Here is a 25,204-nt window from a genome sequence, read left to right as displayed (position 1 = left end):
AACACCTGCCGATGCCCGAACGTCACCACACCCGGCCTCGCCACCAGCACCTCCACCACAACCAAGATCAGTTGCACTGAAGCCTAGAAACCACCGTCGGCGTGTCGAGCGATAACTTCATGATCACCGGGACGACGGGTCGGGTTGGCCCGTTCGCGCGTTGGCACGGCTACCGTGACCGGGTGGGGACGTACGCCGCAGTGGTGCTCGCGGGTGGGGCCGCCCGACGGATGGGTGGGGTGGACAAGCCCGCGCTTTGGGTCGGTGGCCGGCCGATGCGTGACCGGGTGCTGGCTGCCGTCACCGACGCGACGCCGCGCGTGCTGGTCGGTGCGGCCGACTCCGTGCCGGCGGGTGTGCGGGTCGTCCGGGAGGATCCGCCGGGCGGGGGCCCGGTCGCCGCCGCCGCTGCCGGGCTGGCATTGCTGGAGACTGACATCGTCCTGGTCGCGTTGCTCGCCGCCGACCTGCCGCTGCTCACCCGGGCCGCGATCGGCGACCTGCTGGCCCACCTCGCCGAGGAAAGCCCCCGCCATGCCGCCTCGGCGAGGCCCGACGCCGCTCCGGCGATCGGCAGCGGCCTGGTCGAGAGTGGGCGTCGGCCCGACGGGGCGTGCTTCGTCGACGGGGACGGACGGCGGCAGTCGCTCTGCGGTGTCTGGCGGGTCGCGGCGCTGCGGGCCGCGCTGGACCGGTTGACTGTCGAGCGGGGCGGCAGCCTGTCCGGTGCCCCGGTCCGGGCGTTGCTGGCCGGCCTCGTCGTCCGGGAGGTGCCCTGGTCCGGCGAGGGCCCGCCGCCCTGGTTCGACTGCGACACTGACGAGGACGTACGCCGGGCGGAGGAGTGGGCGCGATGACGGTGATGGACGACTGGGTCACGGCGGCGTGCACCGAGCTGGAGCTGGACCCGACCGGGGTGCCGGTTCCGGCGGTGCTGGATCTGGCCCGCGACGTCGCCCACCAGGTGCTGCGGCCGGGTGCGCCGGTCACCGCGTACCTGCTGGGGTTGGCGGTTGGGCGGGGTGCCGACCCGGCGGACGCCGCGGCCCGACTCAGTGCCCTGGCCGGCGCCTGGCCCGTCGAGCTGGGCGCGGACCCCGCGGACCCGACGGCCCCCTGACCGCGGTTGTCCGATCCCGGTCCGGGCTGATTGAGCCGCCAGGTGGCGTGGGTAGGGTGATCGTGACGGACGGAGGCGATCATGACGGCTGACCACCCCTCGGCGCCGATCGGTGACCTGCCCGGCGCTACGGCCGAGCCGGCGGAATCGATCCTGCTCGACGAACCCAGCACGACCGACCTGCGGGCGAAGGTGACCGAGGCGTGGCAGGAGTTCGCCCGTGCGCTCGCCGTGCGGCTGCGGGAGCTGCCCGTCGGCGCGCACCTGGAGGTGACCCTGGACCCGACCGCCTCCGGCACCGGGGACGCCGTCTACTCGGTGAGCGTGGACGTGCACGACGGCGGCGCGTTGTCCGCGCGGGCGGTCGGCAACGCCACGCTGCCGGCGGGCTACCGGTTGGACCGCGGCGCGGTGGCGGACATGGTCGCGCTCGGCTGGTCGCCACCCGGGGTGGTCGCCGGATCCGGCGGTTTCTTCGGGCTGGACGGCACGACGGGCGAGTCCACCCGGATCGCCGCGCTGCTCTCCCGGACGCTGCGCGACGTCTACGGCGCCCCGCACCCGGCGTTCCTCGTCTACCTGGTGCAGGACGCCGAGAGTGAGCCGCTTGCCGTGGACCCGTTGGGCACGGCACGCAGCGAGTTCGGCCCGGACGCCGACGTCGAGGCCGACCTGGAGGAGGCGCTGGCCGAGGCGGCCTCCGCGCAGGTCGAGCGGGACGACGTGCTCGACCTGGCTGATCGGGTCCGGACCGTGGTCTCCACGATGCTCAAGTCGGACACCGACCGGTTGCAGGTCGACTCGGACGGCGACATCAACATCCGGGCCGGCTCGGCGATGGTCTTCGTGCGGGTGCGGGACAATCCGCCGCTGGTGGACGTGTTCTCCCCGGTGCTCACCGAGGTGGAGCCGACCGAGCGGCTCTACGTCAAGCTCTCCGAGTTGACCAACCGGATGCCGATCGGCCGCCTCTACTGCGCCGACGACACGGTCTGGGCGTCCATCCCGGTCTTCGGTCGCAACTTCCAGGCCACCCACCTGATGCTTGCGGTGCAGGTGATGACCGGGCTCGCCGATGAGCTGGACGACCGTCTGCACGGCGAGTTCGGCGGCAAGCGGTTCTTCGGCGAGGGCGACAAGCCGGTTCGGCGCGACGACTCGGAGCACCGCACCGGCATGTACCTGTAAGGCTTGTTTCATAAGACCTGGCCGGCCTGCGGCGGGCCCGGACGACGACCGGCGGCGTTGCGGTCTCGCCCGGATACAACACCGGTATCCGGACGAAACCGCGCCTTGCCGGATCGCCTCCCGGACTCCGCCTCGGCTCGACCGCCCTCATGAAACAGGCCTTAGACGTCCAGCAGGGTCTTGCCGACCGTCGCGCGCGCCTCGATGGCGGCGTGCGCGTCGGCGGCGCGTTCCAGCGGGAATCGCTGGCCGATGAGCGGGCGCAGGCGGCCGGCCGCACCGCCGGCCAGGGCCTGCCGGGTGTACGCCCGCAGTTGTGCGGGTGACGTGTCCGGCCGTACCAGGGTGACCTGCCGTGCCGTGGCGGCCTCCGCTGACACCGGGGACCACTCCCCGCTCGCCAGGCCGAAGCTGACCATGCGACCGCCCGGGTCCAGCAGGTCGAAGGCCGCTCGGGCCACCGCGCCGCCGACCCCGTCGAACACCACGTCGACGCCGCCCAGTGGGGCCCGGACGCGGTCGGCCCAGTCTGGCTGGAGGTAGTCGACGGCCAGGTCGGCGCCCAGGCCGGGTAGCAGGTCCACCTTGCGCGGCCCACCGGCGACGCCGATCACCCGGGCACCGGCCTGGGCCGCGAGCCGCACCAACAGGCTGCCCACGCCGCCCGCGGCTGCTTCCACCAGCACCCGGTCGCCGGGGCGGATGCCGACCGCCTCGACAAGCATGGTGGCGGTACGCCCGTCGGCCAGCAGTGCCACCGCCTCGTCCAGGGCCAGCTCGGCGGGCACCTCGATGGGCGCGGCGGCGTCGACCGCCGCGCGTTCGGCGTATCCGCCGGAGCCGCCGGTCGCGCTGACCACCCGCCGCCCGAGCAGTGCCGGGTCGACGTCCGGGCCGAGGGCGGCGATCACCCCGCCCACGCCGTTGCCGGGGATCAGGGGCGGGGTGACCTGGAACGGACCGGGGCGGCCGGCGCGCTGCTGCGTCTCGACGAAGGTGATGTTCGCGTGCGCGACGTCGATCAGCACCTGACCGGGGCCGGGTGTCGGGTCGGTCGCGGTGCCGGGCACCAGCACCTCGGGCCCGCCGAACTCACGTAACCAGACCGCACGCATCACGTCCCCCTTGGCTGCGGTGGGCGGCGTGCCCACGCTCCCGACCACTTCATCTCCTCAACCAGGGTTGAGGTCAAGCGGTGCGGGGCGACGGTCCGACGCCCGGGGACTCGGCCAGGCGGGACAGCACGATCGTGCTGCGGGTGGAGGTCACGAAGGACTCGGCGCGCAGCCGCTCCAGCGCCGCCTCCAGGTGGGCGATGTCGGCGGCGCGCAGGTGCACGAGCGCGTCCGCCTCCCCGGAGACGGTGTAGGCGCCGACCACCTCCGGGTGTCGCCGGGCGGCCACGCCGATCTGGGCGGGGGTGGTCCGGCCGGCGCAGAACAACTCGACGAACGCCTCGGTGGTCCAGCCGACGGCGGCCGGATCCACCACGGCCGTGAATCCCCGGATCACGCCGGTGGCGCGTAGCCGATCGACGCGACGCTTGACGGCCGGGGCGGAGAGTGACACCCGGGTGCCGATGTCGGCGTACGACGCACGGGCGTCGGCGACGAGTAACGCAATGATCCGCTGGTCTACCGCGTCTATCTGCAACGTTCCGCCTCTGAGAAGCAACGGTTGTGGCTGTTACCAAAGTTCTACGGTACCTACTCTTGGTGACCGTGAACCAGCAGCGAGTCCCGCGAAAGCGGACATATCTCATGTGCTCGCCCGAGCACTTCGCGGTCGAGTACGCGATCAACCCGTGGATGGACGTGACCACGCCCGTCGACCGGGACCTGGCCGTCAAACAGTGGGACCGGCTGCACGAGACGCTTGTCGGTCTCGGCCACGAGGTGCACCTGCTCACGCCCGAGCAGGGCCTGCCCGACATGGTCTACGCCGCCAACGGTGCCTTCGTGGTGGACGGCAGCGTGTACGGCGCTCGGTTCAAGCACGAGCAGCGGGCCGCCGAGGCAGCCGCCCACCACGCCTTCTACGAGTCGCAGGGCTGGCGGTTCGTCGCACCTGGCGAAACCAACGAGGGCGAGGGCGACTTCGCGTACGTGCCGGAGGCGCACGGCGGCCTCATCCTCGCCGGGCACGGCTTCCGCACCGAGCTTCCGGCGCACGGTGAGGCGCAGGAGGCGCTGGGTCGGCCGGTGGTGTCCCTGCGTCTGATCGACCCCCGCTTCTATCACCTGGACGTGGCACTCACGGTCATCGACGACTCGAACGTCGCCTACTTCCCGGGCGCGTTCTCCGCGGCCAGCCAGCGGGTGCTCACCCAACTCTTCCCGGACGCGGTGCTCGCCGACGACGAGGACGCTCTGGCCTTCGGGCTGAACCTGGTCAGTGACGGCGCGAACGTGGTGCTCAACAGCGAGGCGACCCGGTTCGCCGGCAAGCTGAAGGCGGCCGGCTACACCCCGGTCCCCGTCGAGTTGGCCGAGCTGAAGAAGGGCGGCGGCAGCGTGAAGTGCTGCATCGCCGAGCTGCGGCACTGACTCCCCGTACGACAGGGCCGGCCTCCCCAACGGGAGGCCGGCCCTGTCGTTGCTCCGGGGTCAGCCCAGCGTGGCCAGCTCGTTGATCAGCACGTTCGACATGACCTGGCCGTCGCGCTGCACCTCCCGCAGGTACCACTTCTGCTGGGGGGTGCGCGGCTGGTTGAACTGCCAGATGCCGCGCGGGCTGTCGATCTGGCCGATCCTGCCGAGTGCCAGGTTGACCTGCTGCGGGTTGGGCGAGCCGCCGGTGAGCTGGATCGCCTGGTCGAGCACCTGCGCCGCGTCGTACGACGCCATCGCGTACGTGGTGGGGGTGACCTGGTATTTCTTGCGGTAGGCCGAGGCGAAGACCCGGTTGGACGTGTTGTTCAGGTCGGCCGAGTAGTTCAGCGCGGTCTGGATGCCCAGCGCATTTTCCTTCAGGCTTTCCAGCACGGTGCCCTCGGTGAGGAAGCCCGGTGCGTAGATCGGCCCGGCGAACTTCTCCCGCAACTGCTTGATGAACTCCACCGCGGCGGCTCCGGCGAAGAAGCAGAAGACCGCCGTGGGCTCCTTGGCCAGCGCGGTGCTGATGTCCGCCGAGAACGCGGTCTTGCCGGGGTTGGGGTTGGCGCTGGTGTAGGTGACCGGGTCGCTGATGCGCGGGTCGGTCGCGCCGAACTCCTGCCGGAAGCCGCGCACCACGTCGGGGCTGCCGACGTTCTCCGGCATGATGATCGCCACCCGGCCGTTGGCAGGCAGTTGGTCGCGCAGGTAGCGGCCCAGCGCCTTGCCGGCCTCGTCCAGCACGTACGACGTCCGCCAGATGTAGAACACGCTCTGCAGGCTGCTCGGTGAGGCGTTGGAGCCGATCAGCGGGACCTTGGCCTGCTCGACGGTGTCCCGGATGCCGACCATCACCGCCGAGTTGACCACCCCGGTGAGCGCCAGCACACCCTGCTTGAGCAGGCCGTCCACGGCGGCCTTGCCGGTCTTCGCGGTGTCGCCCTCGTCGGCGGTCAACAACTCCACCGGGTGGCCGCCCAGCCGCTTGTCGTGCAGGTCGAGGAAGAGCTGGAAGCCGTTGGTGATGTCATCGCCGATGCTCTTGAAACCGCCGGCCTGCGGCGTGATCAGCCCGATCTTGATCGGGCTGCGGTTGACCGTCGGTTCGGGGTCGGAGTCGGAGCCACATCCGGCGACGAACCCGGTGGTACCGAGCGCGGCCAACAGTTGGAGCGCCCGCCTGCGATTCATCTGCGACACCGAGTTCCTTCCAAGGAGCGTTGCAGGGCTGAACACCGCCCCTCCGGCGTTCTACCTGGTCCGCGACGCTGCGTCAATGGCTAGTGATCAACCTGCAGGGACCGCAACTCGGCGAGGACGCGGGGCCAGGCGGCGGACTCCGGATCGATCAGCCCGAAATGCTCGCATCCGGGCAGCTCAACAAGGGAGATATCGGATCCTGCGGCAGTGGCCTCCGCGACGAAGTCCCGGCTCATCTCCACCGGAACCTGTTGATCCTCCGAGCCGTGCAAAACTACCGTCCGTGTCCGCGTCGGCACCAGTAGCCGTGGATCCGTCGCCGCGTACCGGTCCGGGAACTCGGCCGGGCCGCCGCCGAGCAGCGCGGCCACCGCGCCCGAGTCCAGATCCCGCCGGTACGCCTCGCCCAGATCGGCCACCGGGGCCAGGGCGAGCACCCCGCCCACCGTCGCCGGCGCGGTGGCCGCCACGTACAGCCCCAGGTGACCACCGGCGGAGTGCCCGACCAGGATCGGCGCGGCCCGGGTCACCCGGCCGGGCAGCGCCTCGGCGGCCAGCCTGGGCAGCTCGGCCACCCCGGTCAGCACATCGGTCAACGTGCCCGGCCAGCCACCTCCCGGCTGCCCGGTCCGCCGGTATTCCAACTGCGCCACCGGGTAGCCGTCCGCGGCGAGTGCCGCAGCCAACGGGTCGGTGTGTCGTCGGTCGTACTCGACCCGCCAGAAACCGCCGTGCAGGACGACGACCAGCGGGCGCTCCGGACCCGCTCCCGCCGGGCACCGCAGGTCGGCCACCTGATCCGGGTGGTCGCCGTACGCCACGGTCCGGTCGGGCCCCGGTGCGGGCCGGGTCAACACGGCGCGCGGGTCGGCAGGCATGGCGCGACGGTAGCGCGCCCGCGCGGGTGGTTCGGTCCCGGTAGTCGGTCCCGGGCGCCAACGGTCCAGCCCGCTGGGTAAAGATGGACCCCATGACCGAAGCGCGCTCAGCTGGACAGGACGACGAGCCCGGCACCGACGACTCCGGCCACCCCGGCACTGTCGTGGTGGTCGGTCCGGACGGCCGGCCGATCGGGACGATGCAGACCGACGAGGGCCAGGGTGAGGACCCGACCCGCCTGGTCGAACAGCCGGCCAAGGTGATGCGGATCGGCAGCATGATCAAGCAGTTGCTGGAGGAGGTGAAAGCCGCACCTCTCGACGACGCGAGCCGCAACCGGATGCGCGAGATCCACGAGCGGTCGATCGTCGAGCTCAAGGAGGGCCTCGCCCCCGAGCTGCGCGACGAGCTGGAGCGCATCTCGCTGCCCTTCACCGAGGACAAGGCCCCCAGCGAGGGCGAGTTGCGGATCGCGCACGCCCAACTCGTCGGTTGGCTGGAGGGCCTGTTCCACGGCATCCAGGCGGCCCTGGTGGCCCAGCAGATGGCCGCCCGGGTGCAGTTGGAGCAGATGCGCGGTGGCCGCCAGGCGCTGCCCAGTGGCCCCGGCGGGATCGTCCCCGGGATGTCCGGCATCGGCCAGCCGGGCGGCGGCGAGGGCCACAACACCGGCCAGTACCTGTAACCCTCAGTCCACCCCGAAAACCTTCTCCAGGTACGCCGCCACGCCGTCCTCGGTGTTCGCCGTCGTCACGTCGTCGGCGACCGCCAGGACGGCGCGGTGCGCGTTGGCCACCGCCACGCCCCGGCCGGCCCAGCTCAACATCGGCACGTCGTTGGGCATGTCGCCGAAGGCCAGCACGTCCGCCGCGGCCACCCCGAGTTGGTCGCAGTACCAGGCCAGCCCGGCCGCCTTGGTCACCCCGGCCGCGGAGATCTCCACCAGGCCGGAGGACGACGAGTGCGTGGCCTCGGCCAGCCCCGCCACCGCCGCGGCGATCAGCTCGGCGAAGGCGTCCGGGTCCTGCTCGCCGGCCCGCGCGAGCAGCTTCACCGCCGGCACCGAGAGCAACTCCTCCGGCGTCTCGATCGGTCGGATGCCCTCCGGGTCGACGTCCCAGCGCAGCGGGTAGTGCGCCTCGTGCCGCATCTCCCGGCTGTCCAGGATCTCCACGGCGAAGCTGATCCCGGGCACCTCGGCCCGTAGCCGTCGGGCCACCTCGGCCAGGTGGTGCGGGGCGAGCGGGTCGGCCCGCACCACCTCGTCGGAGAACGGGTCGTAGACCACGGCGCCGTTGGCGCAGACCGCCGGCAGCGGCTGGGCCAGTTGGTCGTACACCATCTTGAGCCAGCGGACCGGACGGCCGGTGACCAGGACGACGGGCGTGCCTCGCGCGGAGATCCGCGCGAGCACGTCGGCGGTGCGGGGGCTGACGGTGTGGTCGTCGCGGATCAGCGTGCCGTCGATGTCGGTGGCGACCAGGCGGGGTGTCTCTTGCATCACCGGGACAGTAGCCGGTCCAGGTACACCGCCACACCGTCGTCGTCGTTGCGCAGGGTCACCTCGTCCGCGGCGGCGCGCAGGGCGGGGTGCGCGTTGGCCACCGCCACCCGGGACCAGCCGGCCCACTCGAACATCGGCAGGTCGTTGGGCATGTCACCGAAGACCAGGACGTCGGCCGGATCGACGCCGAGGCTCTGCGCCACCACCGTCAGCCCGGTGGCCTTGTCCACGCCGGGCGGGCAGATCTCGATGAAGCCGAGCCCCGCCTGGGTGAGCGTGGCGACCTGCGGCGCAACGATCCGGCGGGCCACCGCCAGCAGTTCGTCCACGTGGTGGTCGGCGGTCCGGGCGAACGCCTTGATCACGTCGCAGGAGAGGCACTCCGCGCGGCTGCGCGCCTCGAACCGGTCCTGGTAGGGCCAACTCTCGTGATAGTCGCCCCAGAGCGGAGCATCGTGCTCGTCGGACGCCTCGACCATCACGGTCAGCGGGCCGACCTCGGCCTCCAGGTCGGCCAGCAGCCGGGCCAGCACCTCGGCGGGCAGCCGCTCGTCGCGGAGCACCACGGGGCCGGCCGGATCGCTCTGGTCGACCACCCGGCCGCCGCCGGCCATCACCAGGAAGTCCGCGGCCCGGATGTCGTTGCGGGTCAACTCGGTCAACCGAGGGCCGCGTCCGGTCGCGCCGACCACCGGAATTCCGGCAGCCCGCACCCGGTCGAGCACCCCATGGGTGTACGCGGAGACGGTGTCATCGCTGCGCACCAGCGTGCCGTCGAGGTCGGTCGCGATCAGCTTGGGCAGGCCCGGGCGGGTCATCGTTCCTCCTTCGCCCGCCGCCGTCGCACCTGCTGTCCCCTTCTGTTGAGGAGACCCGGCGTCACGGCGGGCAGCAACCGTACCTCGCGCAAAGGGTCGCATCCACGGCTTCCAGACGAATCGGACGCGAACAACGCCCACCCCGCCCCGCCGCCTTCCCCCGCGATCTCGCCCTTCCTGTCCCTTATGTCGGGGCAGTAAGTGCGAGATCGCCGGGGCGTGGGGCGTGGGTGGGTTTAGGGCTGGGGGTCGGGGTGGGCGAAGGGGGCGGCGGGGGTGACTGTCAGGTCGGTTGGGGCGGGTGGGCCGTACTCGATGGGGTCGTGGTTGCGGCGGCGGCGCCAGGGTCGCGACGGCGGCGCGTCGGCGGGCCCGTCATCGTCTGGTGGCCCGGCGAACGTGCCGGTGGATGTGGCGGGCGTCAGCCGCAGGGCGACCGCGAACAGCACACAGGCGGCGAAAGCCATCACCAGCCCACGGCCGTATTCGGCCCGGAACCCGTCCGGCGGCGAGTAGAAGAAGTTGCGCTGGCTGGGGTCGTTGAGGGTGGCCGTGGCGGCGATCAGCACCGCCAACAGGGCACCGGCCAGGGTGAGACCGGCCAACCGGGCGTTCGGCCGCACGGCCGCCGTGCCCCGCAGGGCCAGCGCCACGGCGCAGACGAGACCGAGCAGCCCGACCAGGTAGCCAACGCCGAAACCGCCGACCTCGGACACCCCGGCCGGCACCTCGATCGTGCCCTCACCCTCGGGCCCGCCGCCGTTCGGCAGGCTCATCACCAGCCACTCCCCGACCAGCGAGGCGACCCCGGCGACCGCGCCCAGCCCGGCGAGCAGCAGGGGCAGCCGAGGGTCCTGTGCGAAACCGGCCAGGGACCAGCCGAACCGGCGCCGCGGAGCAGGGTCGACAGCACCCCACTCGATCACGGCCGGTTCCTCGGACCGGTCGCCCTGCCGGGGGATCGGAAGCTCGTCGGACATCGGCAATCCTTCCGCCGGTCACGGACCTGGGTCGCATCATGGCACAGCCAGCCGATCGTGACAGGGATCGCAGGGCAGGCGTCCGTGCCGGTCGGTCGCTCGACGGTCACCTTTCCGCTAGCGTTCTCCTCATGCCTATCCGTACCGCTTCAGCACAATGGCAGGGCAATCTCACCGAGGGCTCCGGCACGGTCCGCACCGGTAAGGGCGGCCTGTCGGGCAACTACTCCTTCAAGTCGCGCTTCGAGGAGGGCGAGGGCACCAACCCCGAGGAGTTGATCGCCGCAGCACACGCCGGCTGCTTCTCGATGGCGTTCTCGAAGGCGCTCGCCGACGCCGGCTCGACGGCCACCTCGGTCGAGACCACCGCCAAGGTCCACCTGGACAAGACCGACGCCGGCATGACCGTGACCCGGATCGACCTGGAGACCGTCGGCCAGGTCCCGGGGATCGACGACGCGGAGTTCCAGAAGCTCGCCGAGGCCGCCAAGGCCAACTGCCCGATCTCCCGCCTGCTCTCACCGGGCGCCGAGATCACCCTCGACGCGCGCCTGGCCTCCTGAGCGGTCGACCACAACAGCCGGTCGACCCACAACCGCTCGTTCACGGACGAGAGTCTCCGCCCGCCCCTGGGCGGTCACTCTCTCCGTGAGCCTGCGGATCCGATCGGCGCCACGTCTCGACCGGCCCAACGGGTGCGGCGTCGGGCAGAATGGGTGCCGTGCCGGTAGACATGACCCGCGAGCGCTTCGAGGAGCTGGTTGCCGACGCCCTCGACGAGGTGCCCGAGGAGCTGCTCGGCCTGATGAACAACGTGGTGATCCTCGTCGAGGACGACCCGCCGCAGGGCGAGCCCGGCCTGCTCGGCCTCTACGAGGGCCACGCCCTGACCAGCCGCGGTTGGGACTACTCCGGTGTGTTGCCGGACCGGATCTTCATCTACCGACACCCGATCCTGCGAATCTGCGACAACGACGACGATGTCGTCGACGAGGTGGCGGTGACCGTCGTGCACGAGATCGCGCACCACTTCGGCATCGACGACGATCGGCTACACGCCCTGGGCTGGGGCTGAGCCTTCCGACAGTCGCGGTCACCGCTCGGCCGATGGCCCGTGGTTGCCCTGGTCGCCTACCTTCGGTGCAGCAATCGCAACCCTGTCAGGAGGCACCCTTTCATGCGCAGTGAGCTGTTCTCCGCGGAAAACCTGGAGAAGGAGTCCGCGCAGCCCGGCATGCGGCTGCAAAACTCCAAGATGTTGAAGATCGAACTCAACGGGGAGGCGATGGCCCGAGTCGGGTCGATGGTCGCCTACCAGGGGAATGTGCAGTTCCAGGCGCTCGGCTCGGGCGGGCTCGGCAAGTTTCTCAAGCAGAAGCTCACCGGCGAGGGCGTCCCCCTGATGAAGGTTTCCGGCCACGGTGACGTCTTCCTCGCCGAGCTGGCCAAGGACGTGCACATCATCGACCTGGAGCCGGGCGACGCCCTCTCCATCAACGGTTCCAGTGTGCTCGCCTTCGACTCGACCCTCCAGTACGACATCAGGATGGTCGGCGGCGCCGGGATGGCCTCCTCGTCCGGCCTGTTCAACTGTGTGTTCAGCGGCTACGGCCGGATCGCCATCACCACCAAGGGCACCCCGGTCGTGCTCAACGTGGACGCCCCCACGTACGTCGACCCGCAGGCCGCGGTGTGCTGGTCGGCGAACCTGCAGACCGGCTACCACCGGGCCGAGCAACTGGGCCTCGGCACGCTGCTGGGTCGGCGTACCGGTGAGTCGTTCACGATGAGCTTCGCCGGTCAGGGCTTCGTGGTGGTGCAGCCGTCCGAGGAGCCGCCGGTCCTGGGCAGCGGCCAGCAGCAGCAGGAGGGCGGTCTGCTCGGCGGCCTGCTGAGCTGATCACCTGCGGCGCGGGGCGCTCCCGATCGGTTGGGAGCGCCCGGTCAGGTCAACTCACCTGTGCGCAGTCGGGTCAGCCAGGCCGCCGCGTCGACGTAGTCGGCGTCGGAGAGGCCCGCCGGCGCGGGCACCGGCCGATCGCGCGCCGCGTCGACCCACCGGTGCCGGGGGTACGAGCCCAGGAAGCGGACCTCCGCGCAGACCCGGCGCAGCCCCTGCAACGCCTCACCCAGTCGTACGTCGGCGACGTGGCCGGTGCAGTCCAGGAAGAAGACATACCGGCCCAGCGCCTCGCCGGTGGGACGGGACTCGATGCGCGTCAGGTTGACGCCACGGACGGCAAGCTCCATCAGCACCGACAGCAGCGCGCCGACCCGGTCGTGCGCGATGTAGACCGCCAGTGAGGTGAGGTCGTCGTCGGTCGGCGGCGGGGGAGGCCCGGGGCGGGCCACCAGCGCGAACCGCGTCACCGCGTCCGGATGATCGGCGATCTTGTCGGCGAGTGTCACGAGCCGGTGGCGGGCCGCCCCGATCGGTGCGCAGATCGCGGCGTCGTACGCGCCGGTGCCGGCACCGGCCGCCGCCGCGCCGTTGGAGAGCACGTCGACCACCACGGCGTCGGGCAGATGGTCGCGTAACCAGCCCCGGCACTGGGTGGACGCCTGCGGATGGGCCGCCACGGTGCCGATCGAAGTCAGCGGAGTGTCGGGTCGAGCGCCGAGCACGAACGCCACCGGCAGGATCACCTCTCGGGTGATCACCAACGGCTCGCCCTCGACCATTTCGTCGAGCGTGACGCCCACCGCGCCGCCGATCGAGTTTTCCAGCGGCACCAGCGCGGCGTCGGCGTCCCCGGTCCGGACGCTGTCCAGCGCCTCACCGACGCTGCGGGCGGGCGTACGGGTGCCGCGCTCGGCGGCGGGAAGTGTACGCAGGGCCTGCTCGGCGAAGGTGCCCTCCGGCCCGAGGTAGACGAAGCGTGTCGGCGGTGTTCCCGGCATGCCGGTCAGCCTACGCACTCGGCCGGCTGGCCGGAGCGGCGTCGCAGGCGAGGGCGCGGATCCCGGCCGGGCTGGTGGCGCGTACCTCGATGGTGCAGACGTCGGTGCCGGCGGTGACCAGGGTCGGTGCGGTGGCCTGGCCCCGGGTGACCACCTGGAGCTCCTCGTGCCCGGTCACCTGCAGGACTGTGTACTGCCACTCGGCGGCGCAGAGCGGCCCGGTGCGGACCTGGACCCGAACGTTTGCCGGAAGCACCCCGGCCCGGCCGCGCAGCAGTTGCACCACCCGCTCGCCGGTCGGCCCGTTCCGGCAGGGTGTGGCGACCAGCCCGGCATCCGGGGTGGGCGTGACCGTGCCGAGTGGTGGTGCGGTGGCCGGCGGCGTGCTGGGTGCGGTGCTCGGCCCAGGTGTCGTCGGTGCCGCGGTGCGGGTTGGCGCGGCAGTCGGCTCCCGTAGCTCGGGTGGGGCGCCACAGCCGGCGAGCACCGCGACGGCGAGCACCGCGAGCGCGACCGGCCGGATCCGGGCGGTGGCCCGAGTGGGGGCGTGGTCGGATGCCCGGCTGGGTGTCGCCGGTGGGAGGTAGGCCGTCGCCCGTGGTGGGGGAGACGGGGGGTGGGGCGGGGTGAACGGCACGGGCCGATCCTCGGGACATCGGAGAATTCGTCGCGGCCGGGGTGGCCGAGCCCATCGTAGGGTCAGCGGCCGGTCGGGTGAAGGTCAGCCGGTGACGCGGTGCCCGGCGCGCTGTAGCGCGGCGGTGCCCTCGGTCAGCCGGACGGCCGGCACCAGCAGGTAGTCGGTGTCGAAGGTGGAGAACGTGACCACACTGACCCGTGCCTCGGCGAGCGGATCGACGAGCGTGGCCAGGCTGCCGGTGCTGGCCATGTCGGCGGGGGCGGTGACCCGTAGGCAGCGCCAGGCGGTTTCCACCACGGCCTGCACCGGCACCCGATCCGCTGGGCAGATCACCGAGATGCCATCGGAGGTCCAGCTCACCGTCACCACGTCGGTGCCGCTCAGCCCGCTCGACAGCGCGTACGGCAGGGCGGTGCCGGCGGCCAACCGCCACACCGCGTACTCCCCGGGCAGCAGGGCGATATCGAGCATGGGGGCACCTTACGGCCTACTCGCGCAGGGCTGGGCCAGCAACGCCGTGTGCGGCTTGTCGCAGGTCAGACCTCGGAGAAGAAGGTGAGCGAACCGGCCACGGCACCGTCGGTGAGCACCGGGGTGGAGATCGCGTCGACTGTCGCGTCGGAGCTGTTCGCCGAGGCGGCCTGCACCCGGAGCAGCCCTCGGGCGAGTCGACCGGAGGTGAGCGCCAGCAGGGGCGGGATCTTGTCGATCTCGGCCTCGGTCAGCTCGCCCCGGTTTGCGGTGAAGTCGAGCAGGCGCAGCCCTCCGTCAAGCAGCGGTCGCCCGATCAGGACGTCCGGCTCGCCCAGACAGAGCAACTGGCAGCCGGCGGTCGAGATCGCCACCACCAGGGTGTCGGTGTCGATCAGCAAGCACGGCTCGTCGGCCCGGGAGACTGTCGAGGACCATTGGCCGACGTTGCCGGACTCCGGCTCTGTCGAGGCCCGCGCCGCCGGCACGAACGCTTCTGAGAGCGAAAGTTCGACGTGGGCCACCGCGCCTCCTATGTGCACCGATCGACTGTCCACGCTAGCGGGTCGCCGACGGAATCACCGAGCGCACCGGGTCACCGAGTCGCGCAGCGTGAACCGAGGCGACCGGTGACGGCGCGGAGACCGGTGGGTAGTCGGGGGGACCGGAGCCGCGTGGCGTCGACGGTGACGTTACCGGCGGTGGGCCGGCTTGTCAGCGGCCGTTCGGCCCTCCTCATACCACCGGTAGTCGGCAGTTGGACGGTACGTGCCGTTGAGCCAGGTGCTGGGATGCTGTGCGACCCGGGAGAGCTTCTCGGCCGTGGCGGGGCTGATCCGGCTGCCACCAGCCACGAGAAGCCGGTCCAGTTCTCGGTGGGTGGCCATCAGACAGTCCTTGGGGAGGCCGTAGACGCTGATCACACCGGAGCCGACGAAGGTCAGCACCGGCGTCACCGGGACGGGCAGCCCCACCGCGTCGGAGAGGGCCTTGCTGGCCCGCTTGGCGTCCCGGCGGGACTCGGCCACGTACGGTGGACGCTTGCCGTTGATCTGCACGACGTCACCGGCGACGAGGACCCTGGCCCGGCCGTGATCGGCGATGGTCACGGCGAAGAGACCGCTCGGCCCGATGGCGAGGAACCCGGCCCGGTCGTCCTGACCGCGATCGAGGACGTCGGTGACGTCGGTGCGCGGCCATTCGATGACGTGCCAGGCCGGCCCGAGGTGGTCGAGTTGGCCCAGTGCTCGCGCCCCGGCCGCCTCGAGGCGGCGCGCGCCCCGCTCGGCACGACGGCGGCGAGCCCATTCGAGCGGTGTCGGACGGACCGGTTCGAGAACCCCTGGCGACTCGACGCGGGGGTGTGGCACCGCGACGGGCGGCAGTGCCCGAGCGGACGGTACGGCTCGTCGTGCGGGAAAGACAGTCATCGCGACCTCCGGCAAAAGGTCCCTCGAAGTTATGTCCTCACTACCCTACGTTGCCACTACCGGTGTTCGGCAAGCCGGAGCGCCGGAGTGACTATGGATGAATGCCATATTCATCCACAGTTCTTTTCTCGGATGCCGCCAAACCCTGCCCTACGCTGCGGGAGTGACCCACTACGTCGACAGTGAAGTCGGCCGGCTCGGCACCGTACTGCTGCACCGGCCCGGCCCCGAACTGGCCCGGCTCACGCCCCGCAACAACGACTCACTCCTGTTCGACGCGATCCCCTGGGTCGGACGGGCCCAGGAGGAGCACGACGCGTTCGCCACCGCCCTGCGCGATCGTGGGGTCGAGGTGCTCTACCTGGCGACCCTGCTGGCGGAGACGCTTGCCGTCGCGGACGCCCGTGCCGAACTCACCGAGGAGGTGCTGCGCTCCCGGCGGCTCGGCGACACCCTGCGGGCCCGCGTCGCCGACCATCTCTCCTACCTCGACCCGGCCGCCCTGGCCGACGTGCTCACCGCCGGGCTGGCCCACGAGGAGCTGCGGATCTCCTCGGCGCGGCCGGGCGGGCTTGTCTACACGCTGATGGATCGACACGACTTCGTTATCGATCCGTTACCCAACCTGCTGTTCACCCGCGACTCATCGCTGTGGATCGGCGATCGGGTTGGTGTGACGAGCCTGGCCATGCCGGCCCGCCGACGCGAGACCACCCTGACCGACGCCATCTACCGCCACCATCCACGCTTCGCCGGCACCGACTTCGTCTACCGCCCGAGCCTGGAGCACCTGGAGGGCGGGGACGTACTGCTGCTCGCACCCGGGGTGCTGGCGGTCGGGGTGGGCGAACGGACCACACCGGCCGGCGCCGAACGCCTCGCCCGGCAGGTCTTCGCCGCCGGGCTCGCCCACACCATCCTGGTGGTGCCGATCGCCCAGAAACGCGCCACCATGCACCTCGACACGGTCTGCACGATGGTCGACGTGGACGCCGTGCTGATGTATCCCAACATCGCGAGCACGCTGTCCGCGTACACCGTGATTGCCGGCGCGGATGGTGCGGACCCGCGGGTGGACGGGCCCGCGCCGTTCCTGCGGGCCGCCGCCGACGCGATGGACCTGGACCTGCTGCGGGTCATCGACACCGGGTTGGACCCGGTGACCGCGGAACGCGAGCAGTGGGACGACGGCAACAACACCCTCGCGTTGGCGCCCCGGCTCTGCGTCGGCTACGAGCGCAACACCGAGACCAACGCCCAACTGGAGCGCGCCGGCATCGAGGTGATCCCGATCGCCGGCTCCGAGTTGGGCTCCGGCCGTGGCGGGCCGCGCTGCATGTCCTGCCCGATCACCCGCGACCCGCTGCCCGTCGCCGGCTGAAACGCACGGCGCCCGGCTGCGCGCGACGACCGTGCCCGATCCAGCCGGGCGACCGCACCCGGCCGGGCGGAAGACCGAGCCGGGCGACCGCGCTCAGCGCAGGGTGAGTTGGCGGCCGAGCAACCCCTGGCGGGCGCGTCGGCCGGCGGCGTCGAGCGGGTCGGTGGCGGTGAGTGCCTCGGCGTACCGCTTGGCGAACTGCGCCACCGGCTCCTCCCACTCGGTCGCCGGAGTCTGCTCCGGCAGGTCCCAGACCGGCACCAGCCGACCGTGCGCGCGGAACATGCCGGCGAACTTGGTCTGCTCGCCGAGCGTCAGCGTGCCGGCGGCACCGAGGCGGGCCAGCGCATCCAGGGCGGCGTCCTCGTCGTCCGGCAGCACCCAGCGCACGTGTGCCTTCTCCGGGACCTGGCACCAGTACGCGGCCTTCGCGGCGGTCAGCCGCACGGTCGGGTAGATGGCCGCGTTCGCCCGCTCCAGCGACGCCTGGACGGTCGGATCGTCGGCAGCCCCGGGGTCGAGCCAGAACTCGAAGCCCTCGTGCAGGGCGACCTCAAGCGGGCCGTCCACGAGGATGTCCTGTAGGCGGGGGCCGGGGCCGGGCAGCGGCGGCACGGTCACCTGGCCTCCCGGCTCGGTGCGCAGTGCGCTGAGCAGCGCCTCGGCCAGATCCCGGGAGACGTCACCGGACTGCTGGTGGCGCTGGAGGCCGATGAGCACCCGGCCGTCCGGCTTGGTGATCGCGGGGGCGGCCATCGGCAGCACCGTGGCGAGCGTCGCCGGCCGGTCACCGAACTCCTCGACCAGGGCGGGTGCCAGCCGCAGCGGCGCGGAGGCGGCGGGCACCAACTCACGCAGCGCGATCCACTCGACCTCGTCGACCAGCCCGTCGAACGGACGCGGCACGAAGACGTCGCGCACCTTCTCGCGGCGGGGGGCGGTGTCGGCGGTGGTGCGTTGGCTCTTTCGACGCTTGCTCACGGCGTCACAGCCTAGAGCCCGAACTGCCGGCGCGTGGGCCGGACCCACCCACCCCATCGCTTGTCGATCATGAGGTTGTTGTCACCGTACCCGGCGTGTCGTGGCAATAACTCCATGATCAACGATGTCAGGCGGTGGGCACCAGGGTGGGGTTGGGGGTTGGGGTTGGGGTGAACTCCGCCCAGACCCGCTGGCCCATCCCGTCCCGTTCGACGCCCCAGCGGGTGGCCAGCCCGGCCACGATGTGCAGCCCCCGCCCGTCCGCCGCGTCGGCGCTGGCCGTCCGGAGCCGTGGCGCGGTGCTCGCGCCGCCGCCGTCGGTGACGCCGAGCTGGATCAGGGTGCCCTCGGCCGAGGGCCGCAACCGCCAGGCCACCCGGACCACTCCACCGGGCAGCGGCCGGGCGTGCCGCACCGCGTTGCCCACCAGCTCCGCGAGCACCGCGATCAGATCCGCGAGGAGCGTCGGGGCGACGACGTCCGCCAGTTCACCGGCGAGCCGGTGCCGGGCCAGCCGTGCCCCGGCCGGGTGGTGGGGAACCACCACGCACCACGCCCGATCCCTCGCTGCCGCTGCCACCGTTGCCTCCACGTCGCGCCACCCTCGGTCAACCGCGCGGTAGCCGCACCTCTGCGACCGTACCGCCGCCGGTCCTTGGACGTAGGGATACCCATCCATTCTGTTGTTCAACGATTCGGCGAACGAGATAGAGGCCGAGCCCTGCCCCCGGGTAGCCGCGCCGGTCGCCGGACTCGCCCTGCCAGAACCTGTCGAACGCCCGCTCCACGTGCTCCGGTCGGATGCCGATGCCCCGGTCGCTGACCCGGAACGCCACCAGTTGACCGTCTGGCGAGGCGGCGATCTCGATCGGAGAGTCGGGTGCCGAGTATTTGCCGGCGTTGGTTGTCAGCTCGGTCAGCACGGTGGCCAGGCTGGGTCGGTGGCCGAGCGCCTTGGGCAGGTCGGCCGGGAGGCGGAGCACCAGCCGGCGGCGCAACTCCGTCGGCAGGTCCAGAACTGCCGAGCGCAGCGCCTCACCGAGGTCGAACGGGGTGGGCGGATCGTCGCCCGGCCCGGCCTCGGCCGCCGAGCTGAGGAGACGGTCGACCAGCCGGGCCAGCTCGTTCGCGCGTTGCCCGATCACCCGGGCGGCCTGCCGCCGGTCGATGTCGGTCAGCGACTCCCAGTGGTCGGTGAGGGTGTCCGCGTACCCCTTGATCACGGTGACGGGGGTGCGCAGCTCATGGCTGGTCACCGCGACGAACAGCTCCCGGTCGTGGTCGCGGCGCTGCTGGTCGGTGATGTCGCGGAAGGTGACCACCCGCAACGAGCCCGGGCCGGGCAGCTCGCCGGAGGTGATCCGCAGCCAACGGCCGTCCGGCATCCGGTGGTCGCGGACCTGACCGGAGGGCGGCAACGGAAACGGCAGTGGACGGCTCAGCGCCTGCTCGACCGACCGGCCGGTGACCTGGGCGGCGGCCGGGTTCCAGAGGCGGACGTACCCGTCCCGGTCGACGACGGCCAGCCCGTCGGCGAGTGCCGCCACCACCGGGCCGTCACCGTGCACCGGCAGGCCGCTCTGGTCGCCGTACATGTGCGCGACACAGGACGCGAGGTAGGCGACGACCCCCTGCCGCTCGGCGTCCGGCTTGTCGTCGCCGGGGTAGAGCGCGTGCAGACTGCCGACGGTGTGGCCGCCGATCTCGGCCCGCGAGACCACCATCCAGCGCAGGTCACTGCCGGTCAGCTCGCCGGCCAGTTTGCCGTTGAGGCGGCCCACCCGCACGTTGCGCACCCGTGGCCCGTTGAGCAGGCAGACAGTGTCCGGGTCGTCGGCCGCCAGCGGACGGCCGAGGGCCGATCCCGCCGTGCCGGTGGCGGCGATCACGCGACCGCCTGTCGGACCGAACTCGACGAACGCCATACCGGTCGCGCCGAGGGCCGGCTGGGCCACCCGCAGCAGTTGGGTGAGGACCGGCAGGCCCGCCTCCCCAGAGTTGATCATCTCGATCACGACTGTGTGACCGGTGAGGAGAGCGGGGAAATCGATACGCTCCGGCATGTGCCGAGTCTGCCTCGCCGGCCTGGATTTGGCACCCCTGCCGGGTCAGCGGTCCAGTCGGGCGAGGGCGTAGCCCGGCCGGTCGGTGATGATCCCGTCCGCCCCGGCGGCCAGCACCAGATCGAGGTCGGTCGGCTCGTTGACCGTCCAGACGTACACCTGGTTGCCGGCCGTGCGAAGTGCGGGCAGCAGGTGCGGGCGGGCCCGGACCAGGCCGATGCCCGGCCCCGCGATACGGGTGCCGAACGGCAGCCGCCCCAGCCGCGGCCAACGCGGCAACACCTCCAGCAACAGCACCGTGGGCAGCTTCGGCGCGAGCTCGTGCACCCGACGGACCGCCAGCGGGGAGAACGACATGACGGTGACCTGCACCGGGTCGTCCGGCGCCGGGTCGGCAAGCCCGTACTGGCGCAGCAGGCTGACCAGTCGCCGTTCCACGTTCGAGCCGTAGCGGGACGGATGCTTCGTCTCCACCAGCAGCCGGACCGGCCGGCCGGCGGCGAGTACCGCGTCCAGCAGTCGGGTCAGGGTCAGCAGCCGGGTGTGCGAGTCGTCCGGGGGTACGTCCCCGGCCGGCGCGCTGCCCGGGTGCCAGGAGCCGAAGTCCAGTGCCTCCAGCTCGGCGAGCGTCCGCGCGCTGACCAGACCGCGACCGTTGCTGGTGCGGTCCAGTCGCCGGTCGTGCACGCAGACCAGGTGCCCGTCCCGGGTCAGCCGGACGTCACACTCCAGGCCGTCGGCACCCTCGTCGAGAGCGCGCAGGTACGCGGCGAGGGTGTGCTCGGGAAGGTCGTACGAGGCGCCGCGGTGCGCGAAGACCAGTGGCCCACCCATCCCGGCCGCCTCAGATGACCTGGCCGGGCTGCCCGTTCGCGTCGACCACCGGACGGCCGACGGCGGCCCACTGGCGCATTCCGCCGTCGGCGTTGCGCACCTGCTCCCAGCCGTTGTTGACCAGGTAGGCGACGACCTGGGCGGAACGCCCGCCGGAGCGGCAGATGACCGCCACGTCCCGGTCGGTGGGCACCTCCGCGAGCCGGGCCGGCAGCTCCATCATCGGCAGGTGGTGGGCGGTGGGTGCATGGCCGGCCGACCATTCGTCGGCCTCCCGCACATCCAGCAGGTAGGTCTCGTCGGCGATCTCGGTCACGGGCACGGTGGGAACCTGGGGTCCGAACACAGGAAGCAACACTAGATCCTCGTCGACCGGTTCGGCACCGACCTGGCCGTCGGCACCATCACAACCGGGTCACCCAGCGCGGGTTGGCCTGCGCCCACGACGGCATCTGCCGGCCGCGTACCGCCTCGAACAGCCCGTTGCCTCCGTTGTCCAGCACCACGTACGAGACCTCGTCGATGGTCTGTGGGGACGACGGCACCTGGACGCCGCGCATTCCGTCGGGCGGCAGCGCGCGCAGCGCGAGGAGCAGGTCCTCCAGGGGTACGCCGTTGGTGTCCACCGTCAACGAGCCGCCCACCGCCCGGAGCACCTGGTCCAACTTGACCGGGTTGCTCCGCAGATCCGCCCTGCCGGCGCTGTCCAGCATCGCCCGGAGCAACTGCTGCTGGTGGTGCTGCCGGTCGTAGTCGCCCCCGGGCAGGTCGTAGCGCTGCCGGACGTAGTCCAGGGCCTGCGCCCCGTCCAGCTGTTGGCAGCCGACCGGGAAGACCCGGTTGGTGTGGATGGAGCGGACCTCGGTGTCCACGCACATCCGCACCCCGCCGAGGAGGTCGATGACCTTCCGGAAGCCGGAGAAGTCGATCAACGCGGCACCGTCGAACCGGATTCCGGTGAGCCGGTTGAGGGTGGCGGAGAGTAGTTGGGCGCCGGCCGGTCCGCCGCCGCCGTGCTCGTACGCCGCATTGATCTTGTCTTGACCGCCCCCGAAGCCGCTCGTGGGCGGGATGGCGACAAGCAGGTCACGCGGCACGGAGACCAGGTACGCCTCCCGCTGGCCGGCCGGCACGTGCACGATGAGGATGGTGTCGGAGCGTTGGTCCGGTCCGCTGCCGCCGGGGCGACGGTCGGAGCCGACCAGGAGATAGTTGAGGGGCCCGTCCAGGTCGGTGCGCTCGGTGCGGGCGTCCGCGTCGAGCAACTGCTCCTTGGTGACCGTGCGGTCGTACCTGTTGCTCAGCGTCTTGAGGCCGACCACGGCGAGCCCGGCCAGTAGGACGAGGGCCAGGCCGATGCCGAGCATGATCCGTGGCCCTCGGGCGCGGCGTGCTCGGCTGGGCGGAGCCGATCCGGCTCGGCCCGCCACGTTCCGTCCCCACCTGGACGTGACCGCCTCCCCGCGACCGATACGTGAAACCCGCTCACGTCAGGTTACGGGCGGTGACGGGCTGGTCGCCGGCTTTCCGGGACTTCCGACCGGCACCGCTCACTTGCGGCTGGAGATCACCTCGGGGTGGGTGAAGACGAACTCGGCGAGCTTGTCCTGCTTGACCGCGCGGAACATTTCCTTCGTCTCGTCGTTCAACGCCTCGGTGCCGTTGTCGGTGCCGTTGAAGGTGCCGTTGTTGGTCTTCAACATGGTCAGCTCGTTCGCGGTCACCCCGCGCATGGTGAAGATGAAGTTCTCGATCGACGCCCCGCCGGTGTCCAGCACGAACGCCTTGCCGGCCGCCTTGATCAGCTGCTGGAGCTTGGTCGGGTTGGTCAGCATCCCGCCGTCGGTGGCCTTCTTGGCCATCGCCTTGATCAGCTGCTGCTGGTTCTGCTGCCGGTCGTAGTCGCCACCGGGCAGCCCGTAGCGCTGCCGGGAGTAGTCGAGCGCCGCCCAGCCCTCCATCTGCTGGCAGCCCTTCTTGTGTACCACCGGGGTCATCTTCTTGCCGGTCTTCTTGGCGTCGGCGTTCCACATCGGCTTGCCGTCGACGAACGACATGTGCTTGGACTTGACCTCGTGGCTCACGCAGATCCGCACGGTGCCGAGGGTGTCGATGACGTTCTTGAAGCCGCCGAAGTTGATGATCGCCGCGCCGTCGAAGCTGACGCCGGTGAGTCCCTTGATCGTCTCGGCCATCAACTGGGCGCCGCCCTCCCAGCCGCCGCCGTTGCGGGCGCCCACCTCGAAGGCCGCATTGATCTTCGCGCTGCCGCCGGACCAGCCGTTCTTCGGGCGGGCCGGGATCTGCACCTCGGTGTCCCGGGGGATGGAGATCAGGTACGCCTGGTCGTGCGTGGCCGGGATGTGCAGGATGATGATGCTGTCCGAGCGGACGTCGTCGGCGGCCCAGCGCTCCCGCGCGTCCACGCCGAGCAGCAGCATGTCGATCGGGCCGTCCAGACTGGCCCCGCCCTCGGCGTCGGACTTGCTGGCGTCACCGAGCAGGTTGCGTTGCGCGATGTCCCCGGTCGCCTGACCGATCAGCACCTTGCCGCCGACGATGCCCACGCCGCTGCCGAGCATCAGCACCGCCCCGAACACCACGGTCAGCCGGGCCCACAGCGGGTCCTTGCGCTTGGTCCGCTTCTTCGCCGACCCCCCGCCAACGACCCGACCACCGTTCCCGCCGCCGGGCGGGCGACCGCCCGGCCCGCCACGCGAGGGGCGCGCCTGGGCCGGTATGGACGCGGCGGCACGGCCGCTGGGCGCGGCGGACCCGGGGGACGAAGGGCGACGACTGGCCTGAACCGGCATGCGTGCTCCAGCTCGTGATCAGGAGGGGGCGGCACCACTCTACGTACATCAAATCGACTTGGCGAGTTCATCACGGGTCAATCGGGTCGTCGATTTCCCACGGAGCGGATCGATCGTCGTGTCTCGATGAGCCGAGCGGCGGGGCGACCGTCGGCCCGGCGGCCGACCGGCACGGTCAGCCGCCGTCCTTGCCCTTCGGCGGGTTGGCCTTGACCCAGTCCGCCATGGTGTCCGCCGTCATGGCCTGGTACATGGCGAGTGCCTTCTCCCGGTCGGAGACCACCACCGACTCGCCGTTGATCGTGTCGCTGCCCGAGTTCGGGCTTGTCACGAAGGTGAGGTTCTGGCCGCGCAGGTTGCGGAACTGCAGCGCCATGTCGGTAACCGAGAAATCCTGGTCGACGGTTACGGCCGCGGTCACCGATTTGAGGAAGTTGTTGAGCTTCGCCGGGTTCGCCAGCGTGCCGCTGCTCGCCGCCTTGTCCATCAGCGCCCGGAGAAACTCCTGCTGGTGCCGCATCCGGGCGAAGTCCCCGTCCGGGAACTGCTTGCGCTGACGGATCCAGTCCAGCGCCTCCGCGCCGTCCATGTGGTTGGTGCCCTTGGTGAACGTCCGGTACGGCTTGTGGATCGAGGTGATGGTCCGCTCCACCTTCAGGTCCACCCCGCCGAGAGCGTCGGTGACCTCCTTGAAGCCGCCGAAGTCGATCGCCATCACGTGGTCGATCCGGACGTCGGTGAAGCACTCCACGGTGCGAACCGCCAGCGGCAGCCCGCCGAACGCGAACGCCGCGTTGATCTTCGCGCGCTGGCCCGAGGCGCAGTCCGCGCCGGCGCTCTCCGGAATCGGCACGTAGAGGTCCCGCGGGATGGAGACCAGGTACGCCTGCTGGTGGTCGGCCGGAATGTGCATCACGATGACCGTGTCGGCGCGCCACTGACTCTTGGCGTCGACCGGCGCGTCCGGGTCTCGTGAGTCGCTGCCGACCAGCAGGATGTTCAGCGCGCCGTCGACGGTCTTGGCCGGCCGGCCACCGGTGATCTCCGCGAACGGGTCGGTGCGGGCCAGGTCACCGTTGAGGTTGCGGGCGTACAACCAGGCGCCCACGCTGCCGAGCAGCGCCAGCACCAGCACCGCGATCCCCGCCACGAGGGCGATCCGGCCCCAGCGGGGTCGCGGCCCACGTCGCCCCGACCCGCCCAGGCCACCCGGCCCGCCGGGCCCCCGTGGCCCCACCGGGCCGTCGGGCCTGGGCTGCTCCTCGTCGTACGGCGGGTAGAAGCGTGCCTCGGTCGGACGGGCACGCCCGGAGGCGGCCCGATCGGGGCCGGGCACCGACGCGCGTCCGGAGCTGCGGTGCAGGTGCGGATGCGGGACGCCGGCAGACGAGGTCGCAGACATGTCAC

General features: G+C 71.5%; 29 protein-coding genes. 9 read left to right on the top strand and 20 right to left on the bottom strand.

The annotated features are described in order from the left end of the window. The first annotated feature begins 119 nt into the window (after positions 1-119). The 3 genes from AB0B14_RS33055 (at position 120) to AB0B14_RS33045 (ending at position 2,308) form a co-directional block, all read left to right on the top strand. Positions 120-857 carry an NTP transferase domain-containing protein gene (locus tag AB0B14_RS33055; protein WP_357525969.1) on the top strand — a complete coding sequence of 246 codons (738 nt, stop codon included), beginning with the start codon at positions 120-122 and terminating at the stop codon, positions 855-857. Further along, a complete protein-coding gene (locus tag AB0B14_RS33050) occupies positions 854-1,120 on the top strand; it encodes a DUF6457 domain-containing protein (protein WP_357065980.1) in 267 nt (88 codons plus the stop codon). Before AB0B14_RS33055 ends, AB0B14_RS33050 begins: the two co-directional genes overlap by 4 nt. 81 nt (positions 1,121-1,201) lie before the next feature. Then, on the top strand, positions 1,202-2,308 hold the full coding sequence (locus tag AB0B14_RS33045; protein WP_357065977.1) for a hypothetical protein: 1,107 nt from the start codon (positions 1,202-1,204) through the stop codon (positions 2,306-2,308). Between the two features lie 161 nt (positions 2,309-2,469). Here AB0B14_RS33045 and AB0B14_RS33040 read toward each other — a convergent pair whose 3' ends face one another. Together AB0B14_RS33040 and AB0B14_RS33035 are read right to left on the bottom strand one after the other, a co-directional pair. Next, positions 2,470-3,471 carry a zinc-binding dehydrogenase gene (locus AB0B14_RS33040; protein ID WP_357525967.1) on the bottom strand — a complete coding sequence of 334 codons (1,002 nt, stop codon included), beginning with the start codon at positions 3,469-3,471 and terminating at the stop codon, positions 2,470-2,472. 25 nt (positions 3,472-3,496) lie between these two features. Continuing rightward, a complete protein-coding gene (locus AB0B14_RS33035) occupies positions 3,497-3,961 on the bottom strand; it encodes an Lrp/AsnC family transcriptional regulator (RefSeq protein WP_357065971.1) in 465 nt (154 codons plus the stop codon). A gap of 59 nt (positions 3,962-4,020) precedes the next feature. Here AB0B14_RS33035 and ddaH point away from each other — a divergent pair, with 59 nt between their 5' ends. Beyond that, entirely contained in the window at positions 4,021-4,854 is an 834-nt protein-coding gene (ddaH, locus tag AB0B14_RS33030) for a dimethylargininase (protein ID WP_357065968.1), read from the top strand. 60 nt (positions 4,855-4,914) lie between these two features. Here the strand turns inward: ddaH and AB0B14_RS33025 are convergent, their stop codons facing one another. Both AB0B14_RS33025 and AB0B14_RS33020 read right to left on the bottom strand, forming a co-directional pair. Next, complete coding sequence (locus AB0B14_RS33025) at positions 4,915-6,102, bottom strand: ABC transporter substrate-binding protein (RefSeq protein ID WP_357065966.1); 1,188 nt, start codon at positions 6,100-6,102, stop codon at positions 4,915-4,917. 80 nt (positions 6,103-6,182) lie between these two features. Next, positions 6,183-6,980: an alpha/beta fold hydrolase gene (locus AB0B14_RS33020; protein WP_357525965.1), complete on the bottom strand. Its 798-nt coding sequence runs from the start codon at positions 6,978-6,980 to the stop codon at positions 6,183-6,185. 83 nt (positions 6,981-7,063) lie between these two features. Here AB0B14_RS33020 and AB0B14_RS33015 point away from each other — a divergent pair, with 83 nt between their 5' ends. Beyond that, positions 7,064-7,666: a bacterial proteasome activator family protein gene (locus AB0B14_RS33015; protein WP_357065961.1), complete on the top strand. Its 603-nt coding sequence runs from the start codon at positions 7,064-7,066 to the stop codon at positions 7,664-7,666. A gap of 3 nt (positions 7,667-7,669) precedes the next feature. Here the strand turns inward: AB0B14_RS33015 and AB0B14_RS33010 are convergent, their stop codons facing one another. From AB0B14_RS33010 to AB0B14_RS33000, 3 genes are all read right to left on the bottom strand, one after another. Then, positions 7,670-8,482, bottom strand: a complete 813-nt coding sequence (locus tag AB0B14_RS33010) for an HAD family hydrolase (protein WP_357065958.1) — start codon at positions 8,480-8,482, stop codon at positions 7,670-7,672. Beyond that, on the bottom strand, positions 8,482-9,303 hold the full coding sequence (locus AB0B14_RS33005) for an HAD family hydrolase (protein ID WP_357065955.1): 822 nt from the start codon (positions 9,301-9,303) through the stop codon (positions 8,482-8,484). The genes AB0B14_RS33010 and AB0B14_RS33005 overlap by 1 nt, the downstream gene beginning before the upstream one ends. A 236-nt stretch (positions 9,304-9,539) precedes the next feature. Then, on the bottom strand, positions 9,540-10,283 hold the full coding sequence (locus AB0B14_RS33000; RefSeq protein WP_357525963.1) for a hypothetical protein: 744 nt from the start codon (positions 10,281-10,283) through the stop codon (positions 9,540-9,542). Positions 10,284-10,414: 131 nt separating this feature from the next. Between AB0B14_RS33000 and AB0B14_RS32995 the strand changes: the two genes are divergently transcribed. From AB0B14_RS32995 to AB0B14_RS32985, 3 genes are all read left to right on the top strand, one after another. Next, complete coding sequence (locus tag AB0B14_RS32995) at positions 10,415-10,846, top strand: OsmC family protein (protein ID WP_357065949.1); 432 nt, start codon at positions 10,415-10,417, stop codon at positions 10,844-10,846. A 149-nt stretch (positions 10,847-10,995) separates the two neighbouring features. Beyond that, positions 10,996-11,358 (top strand): metallopeptidase family protein, encoded by a 363-nt coding sequence (locus AB0B14_RS32990; protein ID WP_357065946.1) that lies wholly within the window; start codon positions 10,996-10,998, stop codon positions 11,356-11,358. Between the two features lie 102 nt (positions 11,359-11,460). Then, positions 11,461-12,183, top strand: coding sequence for an AIM24 family protein (locus tag AB0B14_RS32985; RefSeq protein WP_357065944.1), 723 nt, complete (start codon positions 11,461-11,463; stop codon positions 12,181-12,183). A gap of 44 nt (positions 12,184-12,227) precedes the next feature. Here the strand turns inward: AB0B14_RS32985 and pheA are convergent, their stop codons facing one another. The 5 genes from pheA to AB0B14_RS32960 form a co-directional block, all read right to left on the bottom strand. Further along, positions 12,228-13,184 (bottom strand): prephenate dehydratase, encoded by a 957-nt coding sequence (gene pheA / locus AB0B14_RS32980; RefSeq protein ID WP_357065941.1) that lies wholly within the window; start codon positions 13,182-13,184, stop codon positions 12,228-12,230. A gap of 10 nt (positions 13,185-13,194) precedes the next feature. Further along, positions 13,195-13,821 carry a hypothetical protein gene (locus AB0B14_RS32975; RefSeq protein WP_357065938.1) on the bottom strand — a complete coding sequence of 209 codons (627 nt, stop codon included), beginning with the start codon at positions 13,819-13,821 and terminating at the stop codon, positions 13,195-13,197. Positions 13,822-13,905: 84 nt separating this feature from the next. Further along, entirely contained in the window at positions 13,906-14,295 is a 390-nt protein-coding gene (locus AB0B14_RS32970) for an ACT domain-containing protein (RefSeq protein ID WP_357065935.1), read from the bottom strand. Between the two features lie 65 nt (positions 14,296-14,360). Then, entirely contained in the window at positions 14,361-14,819 is a 459-nt protein-coding gene (locus tag AB0B14_RS32965; protein WP_357065932.1) for a hypothetical protein, read from the bottom strand. A gap of 168 nt (positions 14,820-14,987) precedes the next feature. After that, positions 14,988-15,725, bottom strand: coding sequence for a hypothetical protein (locus AB0B14_RS32960; RefSeq protein WP_357065929.1), 738 nt, complete (start codon positions 15,723-15,725; stop codon positions 14,988-14,990). A gap of 163 nt (positions 15,726-15,888) precedes the next feature. Between AB0B14_RS32960 and AB0B14_RS32955 the strand changes: the two genes are divergently transcribed. Continuing rightward, positions 15,889-17,106, top strand: coding sequence for an arginine deiminase (locus tag AB0B14_RS32955; protein WP_357065926.1), 1,218 nt, complete (start codon positions 15,889-15,891; stop codon positions 17,104-17,106). Positions 17,107-17,199: 93 nt separating this feature from the next. Here AB0B14_RS32955 and AB0B14_RS32950 read toward each other — a convergent pair whose 3' ends face one another. From AB0B14_RS32950 to AB0B14_RS32915, 8 genes are all read right to left on the bottom strand, one after another. Continuing rightward, positions 17,200-18,087, bottom strand: a complete 888-nt coding sequence (locus AB0B14_RS32950) for a DUF5926 family protein (RefSeq protein ID WP_357065924.1) — start codon at positions 18,085-18,087, stop codon at positions 17,200-17,202. Between the two features lie 127 nt (positions 18,088-18,214). Beyond that, complete coding sequence (locus AB0B14_RS32945) at positions 18,215-18,634, bottom strand: ATP-binding protein (RefSeq protein ID WP_357066535.1); 420 nt, start codon at positions 18,632-18,634, stop codon at positions 18,215-18,217. A 61-nt stretch (positions 18,635-18,695) separates the two neighbouring features. After that, complete coding sequence (locus AB0B14_RS32940) at positions 18,696-20,150, bottom strand: PAS domain-containing sensor histidine kinase (protein WP_357065921.1); 1,455 nt, start codon at positions 20,148-20,150, stop codon at positions 18,696-18,698. A gap of 45 nt (positions 20,151-20,195) precedes the next feature. Beyond that, positions 20,196-20,984: a glycerophosphodiester phosphodiesterase family protein gene (locus AB0B14_RS32935; RefSeq protein ID WP_357065919.1), complete on the bottom strand. Its 789-nt coding sequence runs from the start codon at positions 20,982-20,984 to the stop codon at positions 20,196-20,198. Positions 20,985-20,994: 10 nt separating this feature from the next. Next, entirely contained in the window at positions 20,995-21,330 is a 336-nt protein-coding gene (locus tag AB0B14_RS32930) for a rhodanese-like domain-containing protein (RefSeq protein WP_357065916.1), read from the bottom strand. A gap of 58 nt (positions 21,331-21,388) precedes the next feature. Next, positions 21,389-22,351, bottom strand: a complete 963-nt coding sequence (locus AB0B14_RS32925) for an LCP family protein (RefSeq protein ID WP_357525960.1) — start codon at positions 22,349-22,351, stop codon at positions 21,389-21,391. A 183-nt stretch (positions 22,352-22,534) separates the two neighbouring features. Then, complete coding sequence (locus AB0B14_RS32920) at positions 22,535-23,797, bottom strand: LCP family protein (RefSeq protein ID WP_357525958.1); 1,263 nt, start codon at positions 23,795-23,797, stop codon at positions 22,535-22,537. Positions 23,798-23,972: 175 nt separating this feature from the next. Beyond that, complete coding sequence (locus AB0B14_RS32915; RefSeq protein ID WP_357065906.1) at positions 23,973-25,199, bottom strand: LCP family protein; 1,227 nt, start codon at positions 25,197-25,199, stop codon at positions 23,973-23,975. Positions 25,200-25,204 lie beyond the last annotated feature (5 nt).

The organism is Micromonospora sp. NPDC049171, assembly GCF_040648275.1.
GTDB lineage: Bacteria > Actinomycetota > Actinomycetes > Mycobacteriales > Micromonosporaceae > Micromonospora.
The sequence above is the reverse complement of the archived record's forward strand: the minus strand, read 5'-3'. Positions and strand labels throughout refer to the sequence as shown.